Raw genomic sequence first — 18,392 nt, forward strand, 5'->3', positions numbered from 1 at the left:
GCCTAGGCTGCCTTTTTATTTACTATCACAACAAGATCTATTTCGCTTGTTCCGCCACCACTTCGGCAATTTCTTTCGCTAATTCATTCACCAAGTTACCATCCACGCCTTCAACCATCACGCGGAATTTTAATTCGGTGCCTGAAGCTCTTAATAAGATCCGGCCGTTGCCATTTAAGACTTGCTCTGCCTTTTTAACAGCGGCTTGCACCGCAGGATTCGCTTCCATATCAATTCGGCGTTTTACAGGTACATTAATTAACACTTGTGGATATAAAGTCAAAGTCTTGCCAACTTCAAGCAGCGTTTTGTTTCGCGCGTTAAGCGCGGCTAATACTTGTAGTGCTGCAATAATGCCATCACCACTAGTATGTTTATCTAGGCAAAGAATGTGGCCCGAGTTCTCGCCACCCAGTTGCCAATCGTTTTTCACCAGCATCTCACGCACATGCCTATCGCCAACTTTGGCACGCGTAAATGCAATATTTGATTTTTGGAAGTGATGCTCTAACGCAAGATTAGTCATTAAAGTGCCGACCACTCCTCCGCCAAGCTCGCCTTGCTGATGTCTGTGCTGGGCAATAATATAAAGCAGTTGGTCGCCATCGAGCAGATTCCCTGCTGAGTCCACCATCATCACGCGGTCGCCATCGCCATCAAATGCAATGCCCAAATCTGCTTTGTGCTCAACCACCGCTTTGCATAGCGCTTGCGGATGGGTTGTGCCTGAGTCGGCATTAATGTTTAAGCCATTGGGCTGATTGGCAATCGCAATCACTTCGGCACCCAGCTCATGGAACACGGGCGGTGCAACATGGTAAGTGGCGCCATTAGCGCAATCGAGGACGATCTTTAAGCCCCGTAAATCTAAATCATTTGGGAAGGTGCTTTTGCAAAACTCCACATAGCGACCTGCAGCATCATCAATCCGCTTAACGCGACCTAAAGCCGCTGATGGCATCACTTCCATCGGCTTATCAAGCTCAGCTTCTATTTGATGCTCAATATCATCGGGCAATTTGGTGCCTAAGCTTGAGAAAAACTTAATGCCATTATCTTCAAAAGGATTGTGCGAGGCTGAAATCACAATACCCGCTTGCGCTCTTAACGCACGTGTTAAATAGGCGATAGCTGGTGTTGACATTGGGCCTGTGAGGCGCACATTCACGCCCGCCGCACATAGGCCTGCTTGTAAGGCGGATTCAAGCATATAGCCTGAAATACGGGTATCTTTACCAATCAATACTGTTGGGCGTGCATCTTTGGCCAAATGAAGATCTGCATTGGCCAACACACGGCCAGCGGCATAGCCTAATCGCATGACGAACTCAGGTGTAATTGGGCTAGTGCCAACACGACCACGAATACCATCTGTACCAAAATATTTTTTACCCATTATGTTTTTCTTTTCAATGCCTATTTTTCAAGGTCTATTTTTTAAGGCTTATTTTTAATTTTTCATCACAGCAGAAACGATTTTTAAAGCGTCCACTGTAGGCTTCACATCGTGCACACGCACAATGTTAGCACCCTTCATTACCGAAACCACTGAGGCGGCAATGCTGGCATGGATGCGCTCATCTATACTTAAGCCGACCACCTGCCCCAACACTGATTTACGTGAAAGCCCAATCAATAAAGGCAAGCCTAACGATTGTAGACTTGATAAGTGGTTAAGCAAAGTCAGATTATGCTCGGTGCGTTTACCAAAGCCAAAACCCGGATCTAAAACAATGCGCTCGCGAGCGATACCGGCCTGCTCTGCGGCTTTTAATCTTGCGGCTAAAAAGCCACTCACTTCAGCAACGACATCTTGATATTGTGGATCGGCTTGCATGGTTTGTGGGCGGCCTTGCATGTGCATTAAACATACCCCTACTTGGCTAGCCGCAACAATTTCAAGCGCACCAGTCTCTTGCAAAGCACAAACGTCATTCACAATATCCACGCCCGCATCAATCGCGGCGCGCATCACTTCCGGTTTATAAGTATCAATCGAAAGTGGAACGCCCGCTTTTGCTAAAGCATTAATCACAGGAATGACACGCTTAAGCTCTTCCTCGAGCGGCACGGGAGTTGCGCCAGGACGCGTAGATTCACCACCAATATCTAAAATATCAGCGCCCTGCTCAACCAACTGCATGGCGTGTGCCACGGCTTTATCTGTGGTGTTGAATTGTCCGCCATCAGAAAATGAATCAGGGGTGACATTCACAATGCCCATGATACGTGGCGTGGAGAGATCAAGTTGGAATTTACCGCAGGAAAAATGCATATTAATTAAGCCATGTAACGGACTGGTGTTAAGTCCAATACATCACATGGCTTGCCATGATGAAGAGTTTTAGTTTTTAGCTGCAGGTTGTGGCGCGACAGTTGGCTGACTGCCTGTTGTGCCGCTATCGCTCTTAGCCGCCTTGTTGCTTGATTGGCTAGGCTTAGGTGCTCTTGGTGGCAGGCCTGCCATGATGTCGCCAATTTGATCTGCATCGATGGTTTCCCATTCAAGTAGCGCGGCAGCCATTGCTTCAACCTTGTCTCGATTGGACTCTAGCAATTGTCTCGCAATCGCATACTGCTCATCTAGAATGCGACGAATTTCAGCGTCCACTTTTTGTTGCGTCGCTTCAGAAACGGTTTTAGATGACATGCTACCGAACATTGAATCTTGTTCACTCCCTGCATACACCATGGTACCAAGTGCATCCGACATGCCGTAACGCGTGACCATGTCACGTGCTAACTTAGTTGCACGTTCAAAGTCGTTTGAAGCGCCGGTTGACATTTGATGCATGAAAATCTCTTCAGCGATACGACCACCAAACAAAATCGAAATCTCTTCTAGCATTTTGTCGCGATAGTTACTGATGCGGTCAAACTCGGGTAATTGCCAAGTTAAACCAAGCGCCCAACCACGCGGCATGATGGTGACTTTATGCACCGGGTCAGCCTTGGGTAGCAACTCGGCCACAACAGCATGACCTGACTCGTGATAAGCGGTATTACGACGCTCTTCTTCACGCATCACCATAGAGGTACGCTCTGGACCCATGAAGATTTTATCTTTGGCATCTTCGAAATCAGACATATCGACGGTGCGTTTATTACGTCGTGCAGCAAAAAGCGCCGCCTCATTCACTAAGTTAGCTAAATCAGCACCTGAAAAGCCAGGTGTGCCACGCGCAAGAATATCCGCCTTAACATCGGCATCAATCGGCACTTTACGCATGTGCACTAACAGAATTTGTTCGCGACCACGGATGTCCGGCAAACCGACCATGACTTGACGGTCAAAACGACCTGGACGTAGAAGCGCTTTATCCAATACGTCAGCTCGGTTAGTTGCGGCGATGACAATCACGCCTGAATTAGGCTCAAAGCCATCCATCTCGACGAGCATTTGGTTAAGCGTTTGCTCGCGCTCATCATTACCACCACCTGTACCTGCACCGCGATGGCGACCGACGGCATCGATTTCATCAATGAAGATAATGCATGGCGCCGCTTTTTTAGCTTGTTCAAACATATCTCGCACACGCGCAGCACCCACACCCACAAACATTTCAACAAAATCAGAACCAGAGATGGTGAAAAAAGGCACTTTAGCTTCACCTGCAATTGCTTTAGCAAGCAAGGTTTTACCAGTGCCCGGAGGGCCAACCATCAACACACCACGCGGAATACGACCACCTAGTTTTTGAAATTTACCTGGATCGCGCAAAAACTCGACCAATTCAAATACTTCTTCTTTGGCTTCATCACAGCCTGCCACGTCGGCAAAAGTGGTTTGATTAGAAGCTTCATCTAACTGACGGGCTTTGCTCTTACCAAACGAAAATGCGCCACCCTTACCACCGCCTTGCATTTGGCGCATGAAGAATATCCAAACAGCAATCAACAGCAACATCGGGCCCCAATTGAGCAAGATGCTCATTAATAATGATTGCTCTTGCTCTGGCTTCGCTTCAACTCTGATGTTGTTACTGAGCAAATCACCCATCATGCCCGGGTCATAAGGCGCATATGAGTTGAATTTTTTACCATCATTCATTTCACCTCGTAAAACGCGACCTTCAATCGTCACTTTAGCGACGTGACCTTGCTTCACTTCATTAATGAACTGTGAGTAAACAATCTGATTATCTGCACCATTTTTGTTAGCAAATTGGTTAAATACAGACATCATGATGATGGCAATAATCACCCATATCGCGATTTGTTTGACTGTGTTATTCAAAATCACATCCTTTTAAAAACTGCTATTGGTTAATTAAAATCTTACCACTAAATCAAGACAGTATTAGCGGAATACCGAGCAATTAAATAGCTTATTCAATATTGTTAGCTTTTCGTTTCAAACCCAGCAAGTAAACCTCTGTACTTCGATCACGTGAGGCCTTAGGTTTTCTTGTGACAACCTTTTCAAAGTTCTCGCGCATAATTTTTACAATTTCTTCAAAACCTGAGCCTACGAACACCTTGACTAAAAAATTGCCTTCCGGTTTCAACCATTTAAGACTGAACTCCACGGCTAATTCGGTTAAATAAACAGCGTTCGGTTGGTCCACCGAACTAATGCCACTTATATTGGGGGCCATATCAGAAATTACAAGGTCAATTTGTTGACCATTCAATTTTTCCTCTAACTGCTCAAGGATTTCGTCCTCACGAAAATCCCCTTGAATAAACTCAACGCAAGGAATCCCCACCATGGGCAACAAATCCAAAGCAATGACACGTCCATTGTTTTTCAGACGCTGAATCGCAACCTGAGACCAACTCCCTGGTGTTGAACCCAAATCAACAACGACCATGCCAGGCTTAATCAACCTATCTTTATCATCTATCTCTATCAACTTGTATGCTGCTCGCGCACGATAGCCATCTTTTTGTGCAAGCTTCACGTAAGGGTCATTCACATGCTCTTGCATCCAAGCTTTACTGGTTTTGGTTCTTTTCATGGCCTATGCTTCATGTGATAAAATGACTTTTTTAATGAATTAACAAGATAAGATAAATACTGCGTGAATACTAAACAAATCAGCCACCTTCGCGGCTTGGCACACAAATTAAATCCTGTTGTCATGGTTGGCAATAATGGCCTGACAGACAGCGTTTTGCAAGAAATTGAAAACAGCCTAAATGCCCACGAGCTGATCAAAATCAAAGTATTTGGTGATGACAGAGAAGCACGTGTTGCCATGCTAGAAGAAATCTGTGAAAAGACTGGCGCCGTTAAAGTCCATCATATCGGCAAACAATTGGTTATTTACCGCCAAGGTGAACCTGCAAAAATCGTTATTCCTAAGTAAAATGTCAACTTAAAGCGACTCGAGATTACCGGGTCGCTTTTAATACCAACACCAAACCCAAAAAGCTTTGAATCGCATAAGCAATACTGGCAATGCCATGCCAAGCTTCAAAGCGATTAGCAAACACACTGTGCATCACATCCGATGGCAATGCATCAGCTTTTAACTGAGCAATAATTGGTGCGATACCAAAATGTCCTGCCAACGTGAGCAAGAGCATAAAGAACACGGCCCAAAAGAAACCCTGTTTAAAGGCGAGGCCACCGAACTTAGTCAATCGATTCAGTAATAAATAAGCACCACAAGCCATGCCAATAAAGGCAACAATCGTAAACATTTCCGCAGCTAAACTACCTGCCACTAGGCGATCAGGCAGATGATAAAACAATGTTGGCGCTGCAATATAACCAATAGCCCACAATGAGCCCACCCAAAGGGTAATTGAAATTAATGCTAACTTGTCTGCAAATTGTTTCATTGGTCGCCTTAGGTGATTAAGTCCTCATTAAACTAAATATATTGCACATTCAACACTTCATAAGATCGGATGCCGTTAGGGGCAACGACTTCTGCAACATCACCTGCTGACTTGCCTATTAACGCACGTGAAATTGGTGAGCTAATCGAAATTTTGCCAGACTTAATATCCGCTTCGTCATCCCCTACAATTTGGTAGGTTGCGGTATCACCAGTATCCAAATCCTCTACATCAATTGTTGCACCAAACACACAGCGTCCTTCTGCGTTGAGCGTTTTAGGATCAATCACCATTGCATTTGAAAGTTTTGCTTCAATTTCAGCAAGTCGACCTTCAATAAAACTTTGTTTTTCTTTGGCAGCTTCGTATTCTGCATTCTCAGACAAGTCACCTTGAGCGCGTGCTTCGGCAATGGCCTCAATCACGGCAGGGCGATCGACACTTCTTAAGCGTTGAAGCTCAGCCTTTAAGAGTTCTGCGCCTTTGACTGTGACTGGAATTTGATTCATGTTATCTACCTTGTTTCTTGTTCGTTGTGTCGCTAATTGCGGTCTATATAAAATAAAAACCACACCTAACAAACTAGGCGTGGTTAATGATTTGTTATCTTATTACTATGTGAGTGTTTTATGCAACTCTTGCAATGACTGAACTTCCAGCTCTTGCATATACCCCATGCCCATGCACGCAGCTTTGGCACCAGCCAATGTTGTATAGTAAGTCACTTTTTGTTGTAGGGCATTGCGACGAATAGCGTAGGAGTCATGCACTGCACGCTTGTCTTCTGTCACGTTAACAATAAAGTTAATTTCATTGTTTTTGATCATGTCTACAATATGTGGACGGCCTTCCGCTACTTTATTCACTGGCGTTACATGTAAGCCAGCCTCAACCAGCGCACCGGCTGTACCGCGTGTTGCGAGCAATTGAAAACCCAAATTCGCTAAAGCTTGTGCAATTTCTACTACGCGCTCACGGTCTTCACGACGCACACTGATAAAGGCTTTTCCACCTTTAGGTAATACATCGCCTGAACCTAGTTGTGACTTCACAAACGCTTCAGCGAAGGTACTGCCAATTCCCATGACCTCACCGGTTGATTTCATTTCCGGGCCAAGAATCGTATCCACGCCTGGGAATTTAATAAATGGGAATACGGCCTCTTTGACAGAATAATAAGGCGGTACGATTTCTTTGGTGACGCCTTGATCTTTTAGTTTTACGCCTGTCATACAACGTGCTGCGATTTTGGCTAATTGCAAGCCACATGCTTTGGAAACGAAAGGCACTGTACGTGATGCACGAGGGTTCACTTCGAGCACATAAACCGTTTCACCTTGAATCGCGAACTGGACGTTCATCAGGCCAACTACGCCCAGCGCTTTGGCCATTTGTACTGTTTGCACACGCAATTCGTCTTGAAGCTTTGTAGATAAACTGTAAGGAGGCAATGAACATGCGGAGTCACCAGAGTGAACGCCGGCTTGTTCAACGTGCTCCATGATGCCGCCGATAATCACATCATCGCCATCACACAAGGCATCAACGTCTACTTCAAGCGCATCGTTTAAGAAACGGTCTAACAGCACGGGCGATTCATTTGATACTTTTACCGCTTCGCGCATGTAGCGCTCAAGTTGCGCTTGCTCATGCACGATTTCCATCGCACGACCACCAAGCACATACGAAGGCCGTACCACTAATGGATAGCCAATTTCTTGTGCTGATCGCAATGCTTCGTCTGGCGTTCTGGCTGTGCGGTTAGGTGGCTGTTTCAGGCCTAACGCTTGCAACATTTGTTGGAACCGTTCACGGTCTTCGGCACGGTCAATCGCATCTGGTGAGGTACCAATGATCGGCACACCCGCTTTTTCTAAATCGCGCGCCAATTTAAGTGGTGTTTGACCGCCATATTGCACAATCACACCAACTGGCTTTTCAATGGCTACGACTTCAAGCACATCTTCCAATGTAAGCGGCTCAAAATAAAGGCGGTCAGAAGTATCGTAATCTGTTGAAACAGTTTCAGGATTACAGTTCACCATAATGGTTTCATAACCATCTTCGCGCATCGCGAATGCTGCATGTACGCAGCAATAGTCGAACTCAATCCCTTGACCGATACGGTTTGGACCACCGCCCAATACCATGATTTTCTTTTTATCGTTAGGCTTTGCTTCGCACTCTTCTTCATAAGTGGAGTACATGTAAGCAGTATTGGTCGCAAATTCAGCCGCGCAAGTATCCACGCGCTTGTAAACAGGACGCACATTGAGTGCTTGGCGGTATGCACGCACTGCATGTTGATCCGTACCCAATAGATAAGCTAAACGACGGTCTGAAAAACCACGACGTTTTAATTGGAACAACGCATCTTTGTCCAAATCTGCTAAGTGACGGCCTTTTAATGCCATTTCACGTTTGATGATGTCTTCGATTTGCACCAAGAACCAATGATCAATTTTAGAATGGTCATGTACTTGCGCTACGGTCATGCCAGCACGGAAAGCGTCGCCCACATACCAAATACGCTCAGGGCCAGGCTCACCAAGTTCTTTTTGAATTTGGTCAATATCTAAAGTTTTTTCATCTAAGCCATCTACGCCGACTTCTAAGCCGCGCAATGCTTTTTGGAATGACTCTTGGAAAGTACGGCCAATGGCCATGACTTCACCTACAGATTTCATTTGTGTCGTTAAGCGTGAATCGGCTTGCGGGAATTTTTCGAATGCAAAACGTGGGATTTTAGTGACGACATAGTCAATTGATGGCTCAAATGATGCTGGGGTTGCACCACCAGTAATTTCATTCTTAAGTTCATCCAATGTAAAGCCCACAGCTAATTTCGCCGCTACTTTTGCAATTGGGAAACCAGTCGCTTTTGAAGCCAATGCTGATGAACGTGATACACGTGGGTTCATCTCAATGACAATCATACGACCATCTTCTGGATTAATCGCAAACTGTACGTTTGAACCACCAGTGTCCACGCCGATTTCACGCAGCACCGCAAGCGATGCATTACGCATGATTTGATACTCTTTATCCGTCAACGTTTGTGCTGGTGCAACAGTGATAGAGTCGCCAGTATGAACACCCATTGGATCTAAGTTTTCGATTGAGCAGATAATGATGCAATTATCTTTGGTGTCACGCACCACTTCCATTTCATACTCTTTCCAACCTAGTAGAGACTCTTCAATCAGCAACTCTTTAGTTGGCGAAGCTTCGAGACCACGCTCGCAAATTGTCACAAACTCTTCACGGTTATAAGCAATACCACCACCGCTACCACCCATAGTGAATGATGGACGAATAATTGCCGGATAACCAACGCTAGCTTGCACTTGCAATGCTTCTTCTAGGCTATGCGCCATTGAAGAACGTGCTGAACCAAGACCAATCTTGGTCATCGCTTCTTTAAATTTTTGTCTATCTTCTGCTTTATCAATCGCGTGCTTGCTCGCACCAATCAACTCAACATTATATTTTTTCAGAACGCCATGCTTGTCCAAGTCCAAAGCACAGTTCAAAGCCGTTTGACCACCCATCGTTGGCAACAAAGCATCTGGACGCTCTTTAGCGATAATTTTCTCAACCACTTGCCAAGTCACTGGCTCGATATAGGTTGCATCCGCCATTTCAGGGTCAGTCATGATGGTCGCTGGATTAGAATTTACCAAAATAACGCGGTAACCTTCTTCACGCAGCGCCTTACATGCTTGCGCACCTGAATAATCGAACTCGCACGCCTGACCAATTACAATCGGGCCAGCGCCAATAATCAAAATACTTTTAATGTCTGTACGTTTTGCCATAGTTTTCTTATTGCTTGTGCTGTTTCATGGATTCGACAAATCGATCGAACAAATAACTCATTTCAGTTGGGCCAGGGTTCGCTTCAGGGTGACCTTGGAAACTAAACGCAGGCTTATCAGTGCGAGCAATGCCTTGCAAACTACCGTCAAAAAGCGACACATGCGTTGTGCGCAAATTAGCTGGCAAACTGTCAGCGTCGACCGCAAAACCGTGGTTTTGACTGGTAATAAATACGCGCTTGTCATCAACATCTTGGACAGGATGATTGGCGCCGTGATGTCCGAATTTCATTTTGAGTGTTTTTGCGCCAGAAGCTAAGGCTAACAATTGATGACCTAGACAAATACCAAATGTTGGCACGCCTTTATCAACAATGGTTTTAATCGCGGAAATTGCATAGTCACATGGTTGTGGGTCGCCAGGACCATTTGATAAAAACACACCGTCCGGCTTCAATGCCAAAGCTTGCTCAGCGGTTGCTTGCGCTGGCAATACAGTCACTTTACAACCGCGCGAAGTCAACATGCGAAGAATGTTGCGTTTAACGCCGTAATCAAATGCGACTACATGAAAAGCTGGATTGCTTGGTTTTGCATAGCCAGAAACCAAATCCCATTCACCTTCAGCAAACGCATAAGACTCTTTAACGCTCACCACTTTCGCCAAGTCCATGCCTGACAAACCGGGGAAAGCTTTTGCTTGCGCCAAAGCTTCAGCCTCACTGACCGCGCCAGCGATAATGCAGCCAGCTTGCGCGCCTTTTTCCCTAAGGATGCGAGTAAGTTTACGCGTGTCGATATCTGCAATTGCCACCACATTGTTGGCAACCAAATAATCAGAAAGAGATTGTTCGCTACGCCAATTGCTATGCACTAATGGCAAATCACGAATAATTAAACCGCTTGCATAAACCTGACCTGATTCAACGTCTTCAGAGTTCACACCTGTGTTGCCGATGTGCGGGTAAGTCAAGGTAACGATTTGTTTGGTATAAGATGGGTCTGTGAGGATTTCTTGATAACCAGTCATTGAGGTATTGAACACCACCTCACCAACGGTTTGGCCGGGAGCGCCAATTGAAATACCACGAAACACTGTCCCATCAGCAAGTACTAACATGGCTGGTGTGTGTTGCGGCACTTGTAACCCCTTGTTTTTAAATAGTTATCGCTCGAAGAGAAGCGGATGTGCAAAGCGGGATGAGTGTTGTGCTCGTCCCGCTAAATAATGTTTCAATTATAGCTGAATTAGGCGAGGCCATCAATCAGCTTTATTGCAAAGTTACTTCACTTCAAAGATCACTTCAAACCCAAGACATCTTGCATATCAAACAGGCCTGATTTTTTACCTTGTATAAATTTGCCGGCGCGCAAAGCCCCAAGGGCAAACGTTGCTCGGCTACTTGCCTTGTGCGTCAACTCCACACGCTCACCAATACCAGCAAATAGCACCGTATGATCACCCACCACATCGCCGCCACGCACCGTTGCAAAACCAATCGTACTTGGGTCGCGCTCACCCGTCACGCCCTCTCGGCCATAAATCACACACTCTTCTAAATTGCGACCCAAAGCACTTGCCGCCGCCTCACCCAATCGTAGGGCCGTGCCAGATGGCGCATCCACTTTATGGCGATGATGCGCTTCAATCACTTCAATATCGTAGCCTTCACTAAGCACTTTTGCCGCAGCCTGCACAAGATTAATCAACAAGGTCACGCCAACACTCATGTTCGGCGCAAAAACTACCGAAATATCTTTAGCCGCATTCGCAATCAACGCTTTCTGTTCAGAAGTAAAACCCGTTGTGCCAATCACCATATTGACGCCTGATTTTTGGCAAGCAGCCAAATAAACCAAGCTAGGCTCTGGGCGGGTAAAGTCCACCAGCACATCAGCATCTTTTAGGGCCGCATCGACATCATGACTAATCAATACCCCTGTTTTTTTGCCAAACTGCTCGCCCGCATCGCGGCCGATTTGAGGGCTATCTGCGCGATCTAAAGCGCCATGCAACACCAACTCATTATCCGCGAAAACGCCTTCTAAAAGTGCATAACCCATGCGGCCAGAACAACCTGCAATCACTACTTTTAACATTTCAATCCATTTCTTTTTTGTTTTCATTTCAACCCTGACCAACATCTTAATTTAGGCTTAGAACCCAATTTTTTCGAGCATGCGCTCAAAATAACCTGGCGCATCTTCTGGCGGCAGAGCCTTCGATTTGTTCAACTCAGCTTTAGCAGCTTCTGATTTAGCTGGCGCCAAGTCAGTCGTAACAGGCTTAACTTCTTTGGGCGCTGGCACAATGGCTGGCGCTGCTTTCACGGGCTCAGGCTTCGCTGGGACTGCCGGCTCAAGCGCCTTTCTCGCCGACTCCTGCATCATCTTCTCTGGCATCGCTTCTGATTTTTCATCAGCCGTTACATCTCGCAACTTAAATACCTCTACCACTTGCGCTCCATCATTCGCTTCGACTTTTGAAGCCTTAGCTGCGAGAGATTCTCTAACAATCAGCCATTGATTTTGCTCTCGGCTCAAACTCAATACTTTGGTCACATGATCGGCAAACTTTCCACTCGAATAGTGTTGCAAAAACTCAACACGCGCAGAGTTGGCATTCAGATCAACCTTAATATTTTCAAGTGTTAATTGAATGACACCAGACTGCCCAGCAATGCGTTGCTTGCGCTGAGCCAACCATGTTTTACGGCTAGCCCCCTCGGGCACAAATCGATCTGAATAAAATGCCAAATAAGCACCCACATTTTTAGTGCGCCAGGCTTGCGCCCAAGCATTCACCATTATGGTGATCTCTGCTTTCGCATCGACAGGCATCGCCTCATTCATTGCACCTTGAGGTGGCGCTTTATCGCCTAGCGTTGGTGAGGTTTCAGTCAATCGCTGCTGAGGAGTAGCTTCAACAATCGCCACCTGACCAAGCGATGAATCCTTTGCTTCAGGCTGTTGCGCTTGAGTAGGCTTGACGATTTCAGGTGCATGACTCACAACAGCATCCGCCTTAGCAACCGATTCGAGTGTTGGTGTCACTGGTTTTTGCTTAACCACTGAGCCTTCTGTTTTGACTACTTCTGTTTTGACTGCTTCTGTCTTTACCACTTCTGTTTTTTCGTCATCTTTCCAGAACTTGAAGCGATCAATCCAACTCGATTTAGCATCTTCGGCTAAGAGCGTTTTATCACTTTTCGCCGTTTTCACCTCATCAATCGTCGCCATAGGTGCATTTTCTGCGCCTGGTGAACCAGCCGCGATGACATCACCACGCACTGCCGCTAAGCCGTCATTCTTAAATTCCAAAATCACACGACGACGCTCAATGACGTTACCACCCTTATTCATTTGATAAAGGTAATCCCAGCGATCTTGATGAAAACTATCTTGCAGTAGGGGGGTGCCCATCACATAGCGCACCTGCGATTTCGTCATACCAGGTTTAAGTTGTAACATCATTTTTGAGGTCACCACATTTCCTTGCTGAACATCTAAATGATAGGGCTTTAACGATGGTAAGGTAGATGTGCAAGAAGCACTCAGAACAGCAAGCAGTAAAACTAAGTAACGCATCGCAATGACTTTCATAAGAATTAGCGATAATATACCACGACTTAAGGTCCCATAAGTAGCAACAAAGGGGCGCACCCCTTTAAACAAAAGCCATGCGAGCAATGATGAATACACGTGAACCTGATGAACTAAAAAATGCCGGATTGAAAGCTACGTTGCCAAGATTAAAAGTCTTGAGTTTGTTTGAAAAAAGCAAAGAGCGGCATATGTCGGCCGAGGATGTATACAAAATTTTACTAAGCACAGGTGACGACGTTGGCTTAGCTACGGTCTACCGCGTGCTGACACAATTTGAACAAGCAGGCTTACTAGTGCGGCACCATTTTGAAGGCGGTAAAGCCGTTTTTGAACTTAATCACGGCGAGCATCACGACCATATTGTGTGTATGCAATGCGGTCGGGTTGAAGAATTTTGTGATGAAAATATCGAAGCCTTACAACACAAAGCCGCTGAAGAGCGCGGCTTTAAGATTAACGAACATTCACTTTATATCTACGCAGATTGCACCAAAAACCCTTGTCCGCATCAATAATTTTTAACAACAAAAAAGGGGCTCACGCCCCTTTTTCTTTCTACCGCTTAAGTCCAATCACCGCCACCGCTATCATCCCATGAGCCGCTGTCAGTCACACCAAAGTCATTACCGCCCATGTCGTTGGTATTTGTCCAGGAATCACCTGCGTTGGCATCACTCACCATGCCGTTATTACCCTTGTCGCCATCAGTGAAGTGGTGCATGAGTTCTTGTCCTGCCACCATCCCAGCACCAAGTGCTGCACCCGTGGCCAATCCACCTAAAATACCTGAACCCATGCCACCGCCCATTCCGCCTACTGGGCCACCCATTGGCATGCCCGCGCCATTCGCTTGTTGGCCATAAGGACCACTGTTGTTATTCGCAGGATAGACAACTGGATTGCTTCGACGTCCCATAGCACGGCCAACAAAGAAGATAAATACGATTAAAGCTAACACTAGCAATATTGAGCCCATGCCGAATCCGCTTTGCGCTTCTTGTGGACGTGCATTACCCGCATTAGCTGCTTGTCCAGCAATCACTGCTTTAAGTGCTTGCACGGCTTGTGGCTTTTCATCTGGCAAGCCTGGTTTTAAGCGTTCTGCAGTGCTAAGCTCGGCAGCAGCGGCAGCTAACTTGCCTTGTTTAGCCAACAACTGCGCTTCCACATAATGGGCTTTTGCGCTATCAGGATGGTCACGTAACACTTGCTCCATCATGGCTTGCGCCTTGGCCATATTGCCCGTTTCCGCTGCTTGATAAACATCATGAAGCGAAAATTGATCTGCCGCATAAGTCGGCAATGTCATATTAAAAGCCAGCGCCAAAGCACAAACGCTTAGTAAGGATTTCATTCGCATGCTGTTTCCTCTTGTAAAGATTGTTAGTTTAAATAATGCCAGTTAAGAAAACGCTTTTTAGAGCAAACTGGTTTTGATAAACTTTAATATGAAGATTGGGGTTGGCCAAACTTAATTCAAGGGAAAGATTGAGGAATATTTTTTATTCGCTAGCCAACATTTCTCTGGCATGCTGACGTGTAGTTTCGGTGATTTCCACACCACCCAGCATACGGGCAATTTCTTCAACTCGCGCGCTTTCATCCAAAGGCTCAATAGCGCTAAGCGTCACGTTGTCGCGCTGGATTTTCTTGACATTAAGATGCTGAGCGCCTTGCGAAGCCACTTGTGGCAAATGGGTTATCACCAACACTTGGCGCCCTGCGCCGAGCTGATTTAAAAGTTGCCCAACGACTTCAGCCACCCCGCCGCCTATGCCAACATCTACCTCATCAAAAATCATAGTAGGCACACTGCCTTGCTGAGCAGTCACGACGCGGATTGCTAAACTCACCCGAGAAAGCTCGCCCCCTGAGGCCACTTTATTGAGCGGCCTTGCTTCCACCCCCACATGGCCTGCCACCAAAAATTCAACTTGCTCCAAGCCTGTACTTGCTGGCGTTTGTGGGCTTAAAGCAACATCAAATCGCCCGCCAGCTAATGATAAGCGCTGCATTTCGCCTGTGATTTTGTGGCTCAATTCAGGCGCTTTTTGATGGCGACCTTCGCTGAGTTTTTCGGCTAAAGCATCATAAGCCAACTTTGCAGCAGCTTCTTGTCGGGCAAGTTCGCCATCCGCTTGCACGCTTTCAAGTTCAGCCATGCGGGCTTGCCATTGAAGCAACAATTCAGATAATTCTTCAGGGCGCACGCGATACTTGCGTGAGGCCGCATGAATGGTTTGGATGCGCAGTTCTATTTCTGCAAGCCTTTCAGGATCCAACTCAGCGCGCTGAAGATAGCGATTTAAAAATCGGTCAGTTTCATCCAGCTGAATCATTGCAGAATCTAAACTCCCAAGTGCCTCATCCAAATTTGCGTCGTAATCACGCAAGGCCTGCAATTTGGTTTGCGCAGTACTCAATTGACGCAATGCTGAAATCTCACCCTCCGATAACAATTCACGACATTGCTCACAACCCGCAAGCAAACTCGCGCCATGCGAAAGACGGCTGTGCTCTTGTTGCAAGTTTTCCCATTCATCGACCGCAAAGGCTAACTGTACTAATTCACGCACTTTATCGCGCAGTTCTGCTAATTCATCCGCGTATTTGCTGGCATTTTGTTCCATCTCCATGCGGCGCTGATAAAGCGTTTGCCATTGCTTAAAAGCAGATGATGTTTGAGCCGCAAGCGAACTCAAGCCACAATAATCATCAAAAATTTCACGCTGAGTGGAGAGTTTGAGCAGGGAGTGGTGGGCATTTTGACTGTAAATATCCACCAAAAACTCACCCGCATCTTTAAGCTGTTGAATCGTCGCGGGTTGTCCGTTGATAAAAGCCCGTGAACGACCATCTGCATAAATCACACGACGGCAGAGCAATTGGTCGTCATCGTTAGGAATTTCGTTTTCTTGCATCCAAGCTTTGAGGCCTTCTAGCTTGGCGATATAAAAACTCGCGCTGATTTCGGCCTTTTCACAACCAGCACGTGTGATGCCACCCTCGCCTCTCGCGCCCATCGCTAACGACAGTGCGTCAATCAGAATGGATTTGCCAGCGCCGGTTTCGCCCGTCAGCACAGTAAAGCCTGTTGAGAACTCTATATTGAGAGCATCAACAATGACAAAATCTCGAATGGAAAGCGTTTGCAACATGCTTAGATTAGCCCCAGTTCAGCTTCTGTCTGAGCATGTCGTAATGACTATGGCCGATTGGATGTAGTAGTGAGACAGTTTTCTCGTCTCGCTGCACTAGCAATTGATCACCCGCTAACAATGCCAACTGCAAGTGCCCATCTAAATGCACGCCCGCATCATCGCCATGCACTAAAGTAATTTCAACTTTGCTGTTGCTATGGATTGCGATCGGACGATTGCTGAGTGTGTGCGGACAAATGGGCACTAAAGTAATCGCATCGAGCGTAGGGTGCAAAATCGGACCACCTGCTGAAAGCGCATACGCCGTTGTGCCGGTTGGCGTAGCTAAAATCAAACCATCCGAGCGTTGTCTGTGCACGAACTGGCCATCGATATTCACTTCCAGCTCAATCAGGCGTGACATGCCTGCTTTGTTGATCACCACATCGTTCATCGCACGACCGGTCATGATCTGTTGACCATCTCGAAATACGGTCGCATTGAGTAAAATTCGTTCTTCGGTAGTGTAATCGCCCGCGAGGAGATGACGCATATCATCGAGCATGTTAGCGGAGTTAATGTCAGTTAAAAAACCTACGCGCCCCTGATTCACGCCAATTAGCGGAATATGGCTGTCGGCCAGCTTACGTGCAACGCTCAGCATCGTACCATCACCGCCCAGCACCACCGCCAAATCGACCTTTTCGCCAATCTCATCCATCCCCAGCGTCGCAAAACCTGAGAGATTGCAATGACTAGCCGTGGCCGTTTCTAAAAAGACGGTCACTTGCTCAGAGGCTAAAAACGTACACATCTCAAGGATGCTGTCGCGCATTTCAGAGGCATTATATTTGCCAATAATGGCCACATTTTTGAAGGCTTTTTTCATCTCATACATTTAATCATATTCAAGCCTGACATAGAAGTCTGTTGCGTAAAAGCTTTTGAATTAAGAGTAGGCTTGCTATGATACAAAAATGCATTTTTTGACCTCATTTCAGCCACAAGCATGTTAGACAAACGCGCACAAATTCTACTCAAAACCTTGGTTGAACATTACATTAATGATGGACAGCCTGTGGGTTCGCGTACGCTTTCACAATGCTCAGGGTTGGATTTAAGTCCTGCGACCATCCGTAATGTAATGTCGGACTTAGAGGCTTTAGGCTTTATCACCAGTCCGCACACGTCAGCGGGTCGCATTCCAACACAGCGCGGCTATCGTTTCTTTGTGGATACTTTGCTCACAGTTCAACCAATGCACAGCCAAGAAATTCAGCGCCTCAAACATGAGCTTCGCTCTCCAGACCCACAAGAGTTGATCTCTTCTGCGGCAGGCATGCTTTCAGAGCTTACGCAATTTGCTGGCTTGGTGATGATTCCAAAACGCAAAAGGATTGCGTTTAAGCATTTGGAATTTTTGCCTTTGTCTGAGAAGCGTATTTTAGTGATTATCGTGACCACCGATGGCAATGTGCAAAACCGCATTATTTTGACCGAGAAGCCCTACTCAGCATCCGAGTTGGTGCAAGCGACGAACTTCTTTAATCAGCACTACACCGGGTTTACGTTTGAGCAGGCACAGCAAAAACTGCATGAAGAGCTCAAGCAAATGCAATCTGACATGACGCGCCTTATGGCCGCCGCACTTGATGCCAGCGGCAAAGCACTGGATGAAGACAAGGACAATGTGGTGATTTCAGGCGAGCGGAATTTACTTCAGGTGGACGATTTATCAACTAACGTGACTTCGCTACGCAAGCTGTTTGAGATATTTGAGCGCCGCACTTCGCTGATGCAATTGCTAGACAACAGTCAGCGCGCTGAAGGCATCCAGATTTTTATTGGCGGCGAAAGCGGATACTTGCCACTGGATGAGTGCAGCATGGTCACCGCCCCTTACGAAGCCGATGGTCAAGTGGTCGGCACCCTTGGCGTCATTGGTCCAACCCGTATGGCCTACGAACGCGTCATTCCAATTGTGGATATTACGGCGAAACTTCTTTCAAACGCGCTATCAAATACTTAACGATAACTT

At 46.4% G+C, this 18,392-nt stretch carries 16 protein-coding genes; 3 read left to right on the forward strand and 13 right to left on the reverse strand.

The window, feature by feature from the left end; translation table 11 throughout:
- Positions 1 to 37: 37 nt before the first annotated feature.
- The 4 genes from glmM to BN1209_RS06390 form a co-directional block, all read right to left on the reverse strand.
- Positions 38 to 1,396, reverse strand: a complete 1,359-nt coding sequence (gene glmM, locus BN1209_RS06375; RefSeq protein WP_045751434.1) for a phosphoglucosamine mutase — start codon at positions 1,394 to 1,396, stop codon at positions 38 to 40.
- Between the two features lie 54 nt (positions 1,397 to 1,450).
- Positions 1,451 to 2,275, reverse strand: coding sequence for a dihydropteroate synthase (gene folP / locus BN1209_RS06380; RefSeq protein ID WP_045751435.1), 825 nt, complete (start codon positions 2,273 to 2,275; stop codon positions 1,451 to 1,453).
- A gap of 69 nt (positions 2,276 to 2,344) precedes the next feature.
- The gene (gene ftsH, locus BN1209_RS06385; protein WP_045751436.1) at positions 2,345 to 4,237 is read right to left on the reverse strand and encodes an ATP-dependent zinc metalloprotease FtsH; all 1,893 of its coding nucleotides are present in this window, start codon (positions 4,235 to 4,237) and stop codon (positions 2,345 to 2,347) included.
- Positions 4,238 to 4,328: 91 nt separating this feature from the next.
- Complete coding sequence (locus BN1209_RS06390; protein WP_045751437.1) at positions 4,329 to 4,961, reverse strand: RlmE family RNA methyltransferase; 633 nt, start codon at positions 4,959 to 4,961, stop codon at positions 4,329 to 4,331.
- 123 nt (positions 4,962 to 5,084) lie between these two features.
- Between BN1209_RS06390 and BN1209_RS06395 the strand changes: the two genes are divergently transcribed.
- Positions 5,085 to 5,312: a YhbY family RNA-binding protein gene (locus BN1209_RS06395; protein WP_231855166.1), complete on the forward strand. Its 228-nt coding sequence runs from the start codon at positions 5,085 to 5,087 to the stop codon at positions 5,310 to 5,312.
- Between the two features lie 25 nt (positions 5,313 to 5,337).
- On the opposite strand, the gene BN1209_RS06400 is transcribed toward BN1209_RS06395, so the two are convergent.
- From BN1209_RS06400 to bamE, 6 genes are all read right to left on the reverse strand, one after another.
- Positions 5,338 to 5,790, reverse strand: coding sequence for a DUF4149 domain-containing protein (locus BN1209_RS06400; protein WP_045751439.1), 453 nt, complete (start codon positions 5,788 to 5,790; stop codon positions 5,338 to 5,340).
- A 32-nt stretch (positions 5,791 to 5,822) separates the two neighbouring features.
- Positions 5,823 to 6,299: a transcription elongation factor GreA gene (gene greA / locus BN1209_RS06405; RefSeq protein WP_045751440.1), complete on the reverse strand. Its 477-nt coding sequence runs from the start codon at positions 6,297 to 6,299 to the stop codon at positions 5,823 to 5,825.
- Between the two features lie 105 nt (positions 6,300 to 6,404).
- Positions 6,405 to 9,608 (reverse strand): carbamoyl-phosphate synthase large subunit, encoded by a 3,204-nt coding sequence (gene carB, locus BN1209_RS06410; protein ID WP_045751441.1) that lies wholly within the window; start codon positions 9,606 to 9,608, stop codon positions 6,405 to 6,407.
- Between the two features lie 7 nt (positions 9,609 to 9,615).
- The gene (carA, locus tag BN1209_RS06415) at positions 9,616 to 10,728 is read right to left on the reverse strand and encodes a glutamine-hydrolyzing carbamoyl-phosphate synthase small subunit (RefSeq protein WP_420885827.1); all 1,113 of its coding nucleotides are present in this window, start codon (positions 10,726 to 10,728) and stop codon (positions 9,616 to 9,618) included.
- A 179-nt stretch (positions 10,729 to 10,907) separates the two neighbouring features.
- A complete protein-coding gene (gene dapB / locus BN1209_RS06420) occupies positions 10,908 to 11,708 on the reverse strand; it encodes a 4-hydroxy-tetrahydrodipicolinate reductase (RefSeq protein WP_045752029.1) in 801 nt (266 codons plus the stop codon).
- Positions 11,709 to 11,765: 57 nt separating this feature from the next.
- Positions 11,766 to 13,211, reverse strand: a complete 1,446-nt coding sequence (gene bamE / locus BN1209_RS08930; protein WP_171816509.1) for an outer membrane protein assembly factor BamE domain-containing protein — start codon at positions 13,209 to 13,211, stop codon at positions 11,766 to 11,768.
- An 86-nt stretch (positions 13,212 to 13,297) separates the two neighbouring features.
- Between bamE and fur the strand changes: the two genes are divergently transcribed.
- Positions 13,298 to 13,729, forward strand: a complete 432-nt coding sequence (gene fur / locus BN1209_RS06430) for a ferric iron uptake transcriptional regulator (protein ID WP_420885812.1) — start codon at positions 13,298 to 13,300, stop codon at positions 13,727 to 13,729.
- 47 nt (positions 13,730 to 13,776) lie between these two features.
- Here the strand turns inward: fur and BN1209_RS06435 are convergent, their stop codons facing one another.
- The 3 genes from BN1209_RS06435 to BN1209_RS06445 form a co-directional block, all read right to left on the reverse strand.
- Positions 13,777 to 14,568 carry a tetratricopeptide repeat protein gene (locus BN1209_RS06435; RefSeq protein WP_144402586.1) on the reverse strand — a complete coding sequence of 264 codons (792 nt, stop codon included), beginning with the start codon at positions 14,566 to 14,568 and terminating at the stop codon, positions 13,777 to 13,779.
- Between the two features lie 148 nt (positions 14,569 to 14,716).
- Entirely contained in the window at positions 14,717 to 16,372 is a 1,656-nt protein-coding gene (gene recN, locus BN1209_RS06440) for a DNA repair protein RecN (RefSeq protein ID WP_045751444.1), read from the reverse strand.
- 7 nt (positions 16,373 to 16,379) lie between these two features.
- On the reverse strand, positions 16,380 to 17,243 hold the full coding sequence (locus tag BN1209_RS06445; protein WP_045752032.1) for an NAD kinase: 864 nt from the start codon (positions 17,241 to 17,243) through the stop codon (positions 16,380 to 16,382).
- 120 nt (positions 17,244 to 17,363) lie between these two features.
- Between BN1209_RS06445 and hrcA the strand changes: the two genes are divergently transcribed.
- Complete coding sequence (hrcA, locus tag BN1209_RS06450) at positions 17,364 to 18,383, forward strand: heat-inducible transcriptional repressor HrcA (protein ID WP_045751445.1); 1,020 nt, start codon at positions 17,364 to 17,366, stop codon at positions 18,381 to 18,383.
- Positions 18,384 to 18,392 lie beyond the last annotated feature (9 nt).

This window comes from Candidatus Methylopumilus turicensis (assembly GCF_000953015.1).
GTDB lineage: Bacteria > Pseudomonadota > Gammaproteobacteria > Burkholderiales > Methylophilaceae > Methylopumilus_A > Methylopumilus_A turicensis.

What these genes read in the sequence shown, in the direction of transcription:
- glmM (WP_045751434.1), bottom strand. Translation starts at nt 1,396, where the DNA reads ATGGGTAAAAAATATTTTGGTACAGATGGTATTCGTGGTCGTGTTGGC.
- folP (WP_045751435.1), bottom strand. Translation starts at nt 2,275, where the DNA reads ATGCATTTTTCCTGCGGTAAATTCCAACTTGATCTCTCCACGCCACGT.
- BN1209_RS06390 (WP_045751437.1), bottom strand. Translation starts at nt 4,961, where the DNA reads ATGAAAAGAACCAAAACCAGTAAAGCTTGGATGCAAGAGCATGTGAAT.
- BN1209_RS06395 (WP_231855166.1), top strand. Translation starts at nt 5,085, where the DNA reads ATGGTTGGCAATAATGGCCTGACAGACAGCGTTTTGCAAGAAATTGAA.
- BN1209_RS06400 (WP_045751439.1), bottom strand. Translation starts at nt 5,790, where the DNA reads ATGAAACAATTTGCAGACAAGTTAGCATTAATTTCAATTACCCTTTGG.
- greA (WP_045751440.1), bottom strand. Translation starts at nt 6,299, where the DNA reads ATGAATCAAATTCCAGTCACAGTCAAAGGCGCAGAACTCTTAAAGGCT.
- carB (WP_045751441.1), bottom strand. Translation starts at nt 9,608, where the DNA reads ATGGCAAAACGTACAGACATTAAAAGTATTTTGATTATTGGCGCTGGC.
- carA (WP_420885827.1), bottom strand. Translation starts at nt 10,728, where the DNA reads ATGTTAGTACTTGCTGATGGGACAGTGTTTCGTGGTATTTCAATTGGC.
- dapB (WP_045752029.1), bottom strand. Translation starts at nt 11,708, where the DNA reads ATGTTAAAAGTAGTGATTGCAGGTTGTTCTGGCCGCATGGGTTATGCA.
- bamE (WP_171816509.1), bottom strand. Translation starts at nt 13,211, where the DNA reads ATGAAAGTCATTGCGATGCGTTACTTAGTTTTACTGCTTGCTGTTCTG.
- fur (WP_420885812.1), top strand. Translation starts at nt 13,298, where the DNA reads ATGATGAATACACGTGAACCTGATGAACTAAAAAATGCCGGATTGAAA.
- BN1209_RS06435 (WP_144402586.1), bottom strand. Translation starts at nt 14,568, where the DNA reads ATGAAATCCTTACTAAGCGTTTGTGCTTTGGCGCTGGCTTTTAATATG.
- recN (WP_045751444.1), bottom strand. Translation starts at nt 16,372, where the DNA reads ATGTTGCAAACGCTTTCCATTCGAGATTTTGTCATTGTTGATGCTCTC.
- BN1209_RS06445 (WP_045752032.1), bottom strand. Translation starts at nt 17,243, where the DNA reads ATGAAAAAAGCCTTCAAAAATGTGGCCATTATTGGCAAATATAATGCC.
- hrcA (WP_045751445.1), top strand. Translation starts at nt 17,364, where the DNA reads ATGTTAGACAAACGCGCACAAATTCTACTCAAAACCTTGGTTGAACAT.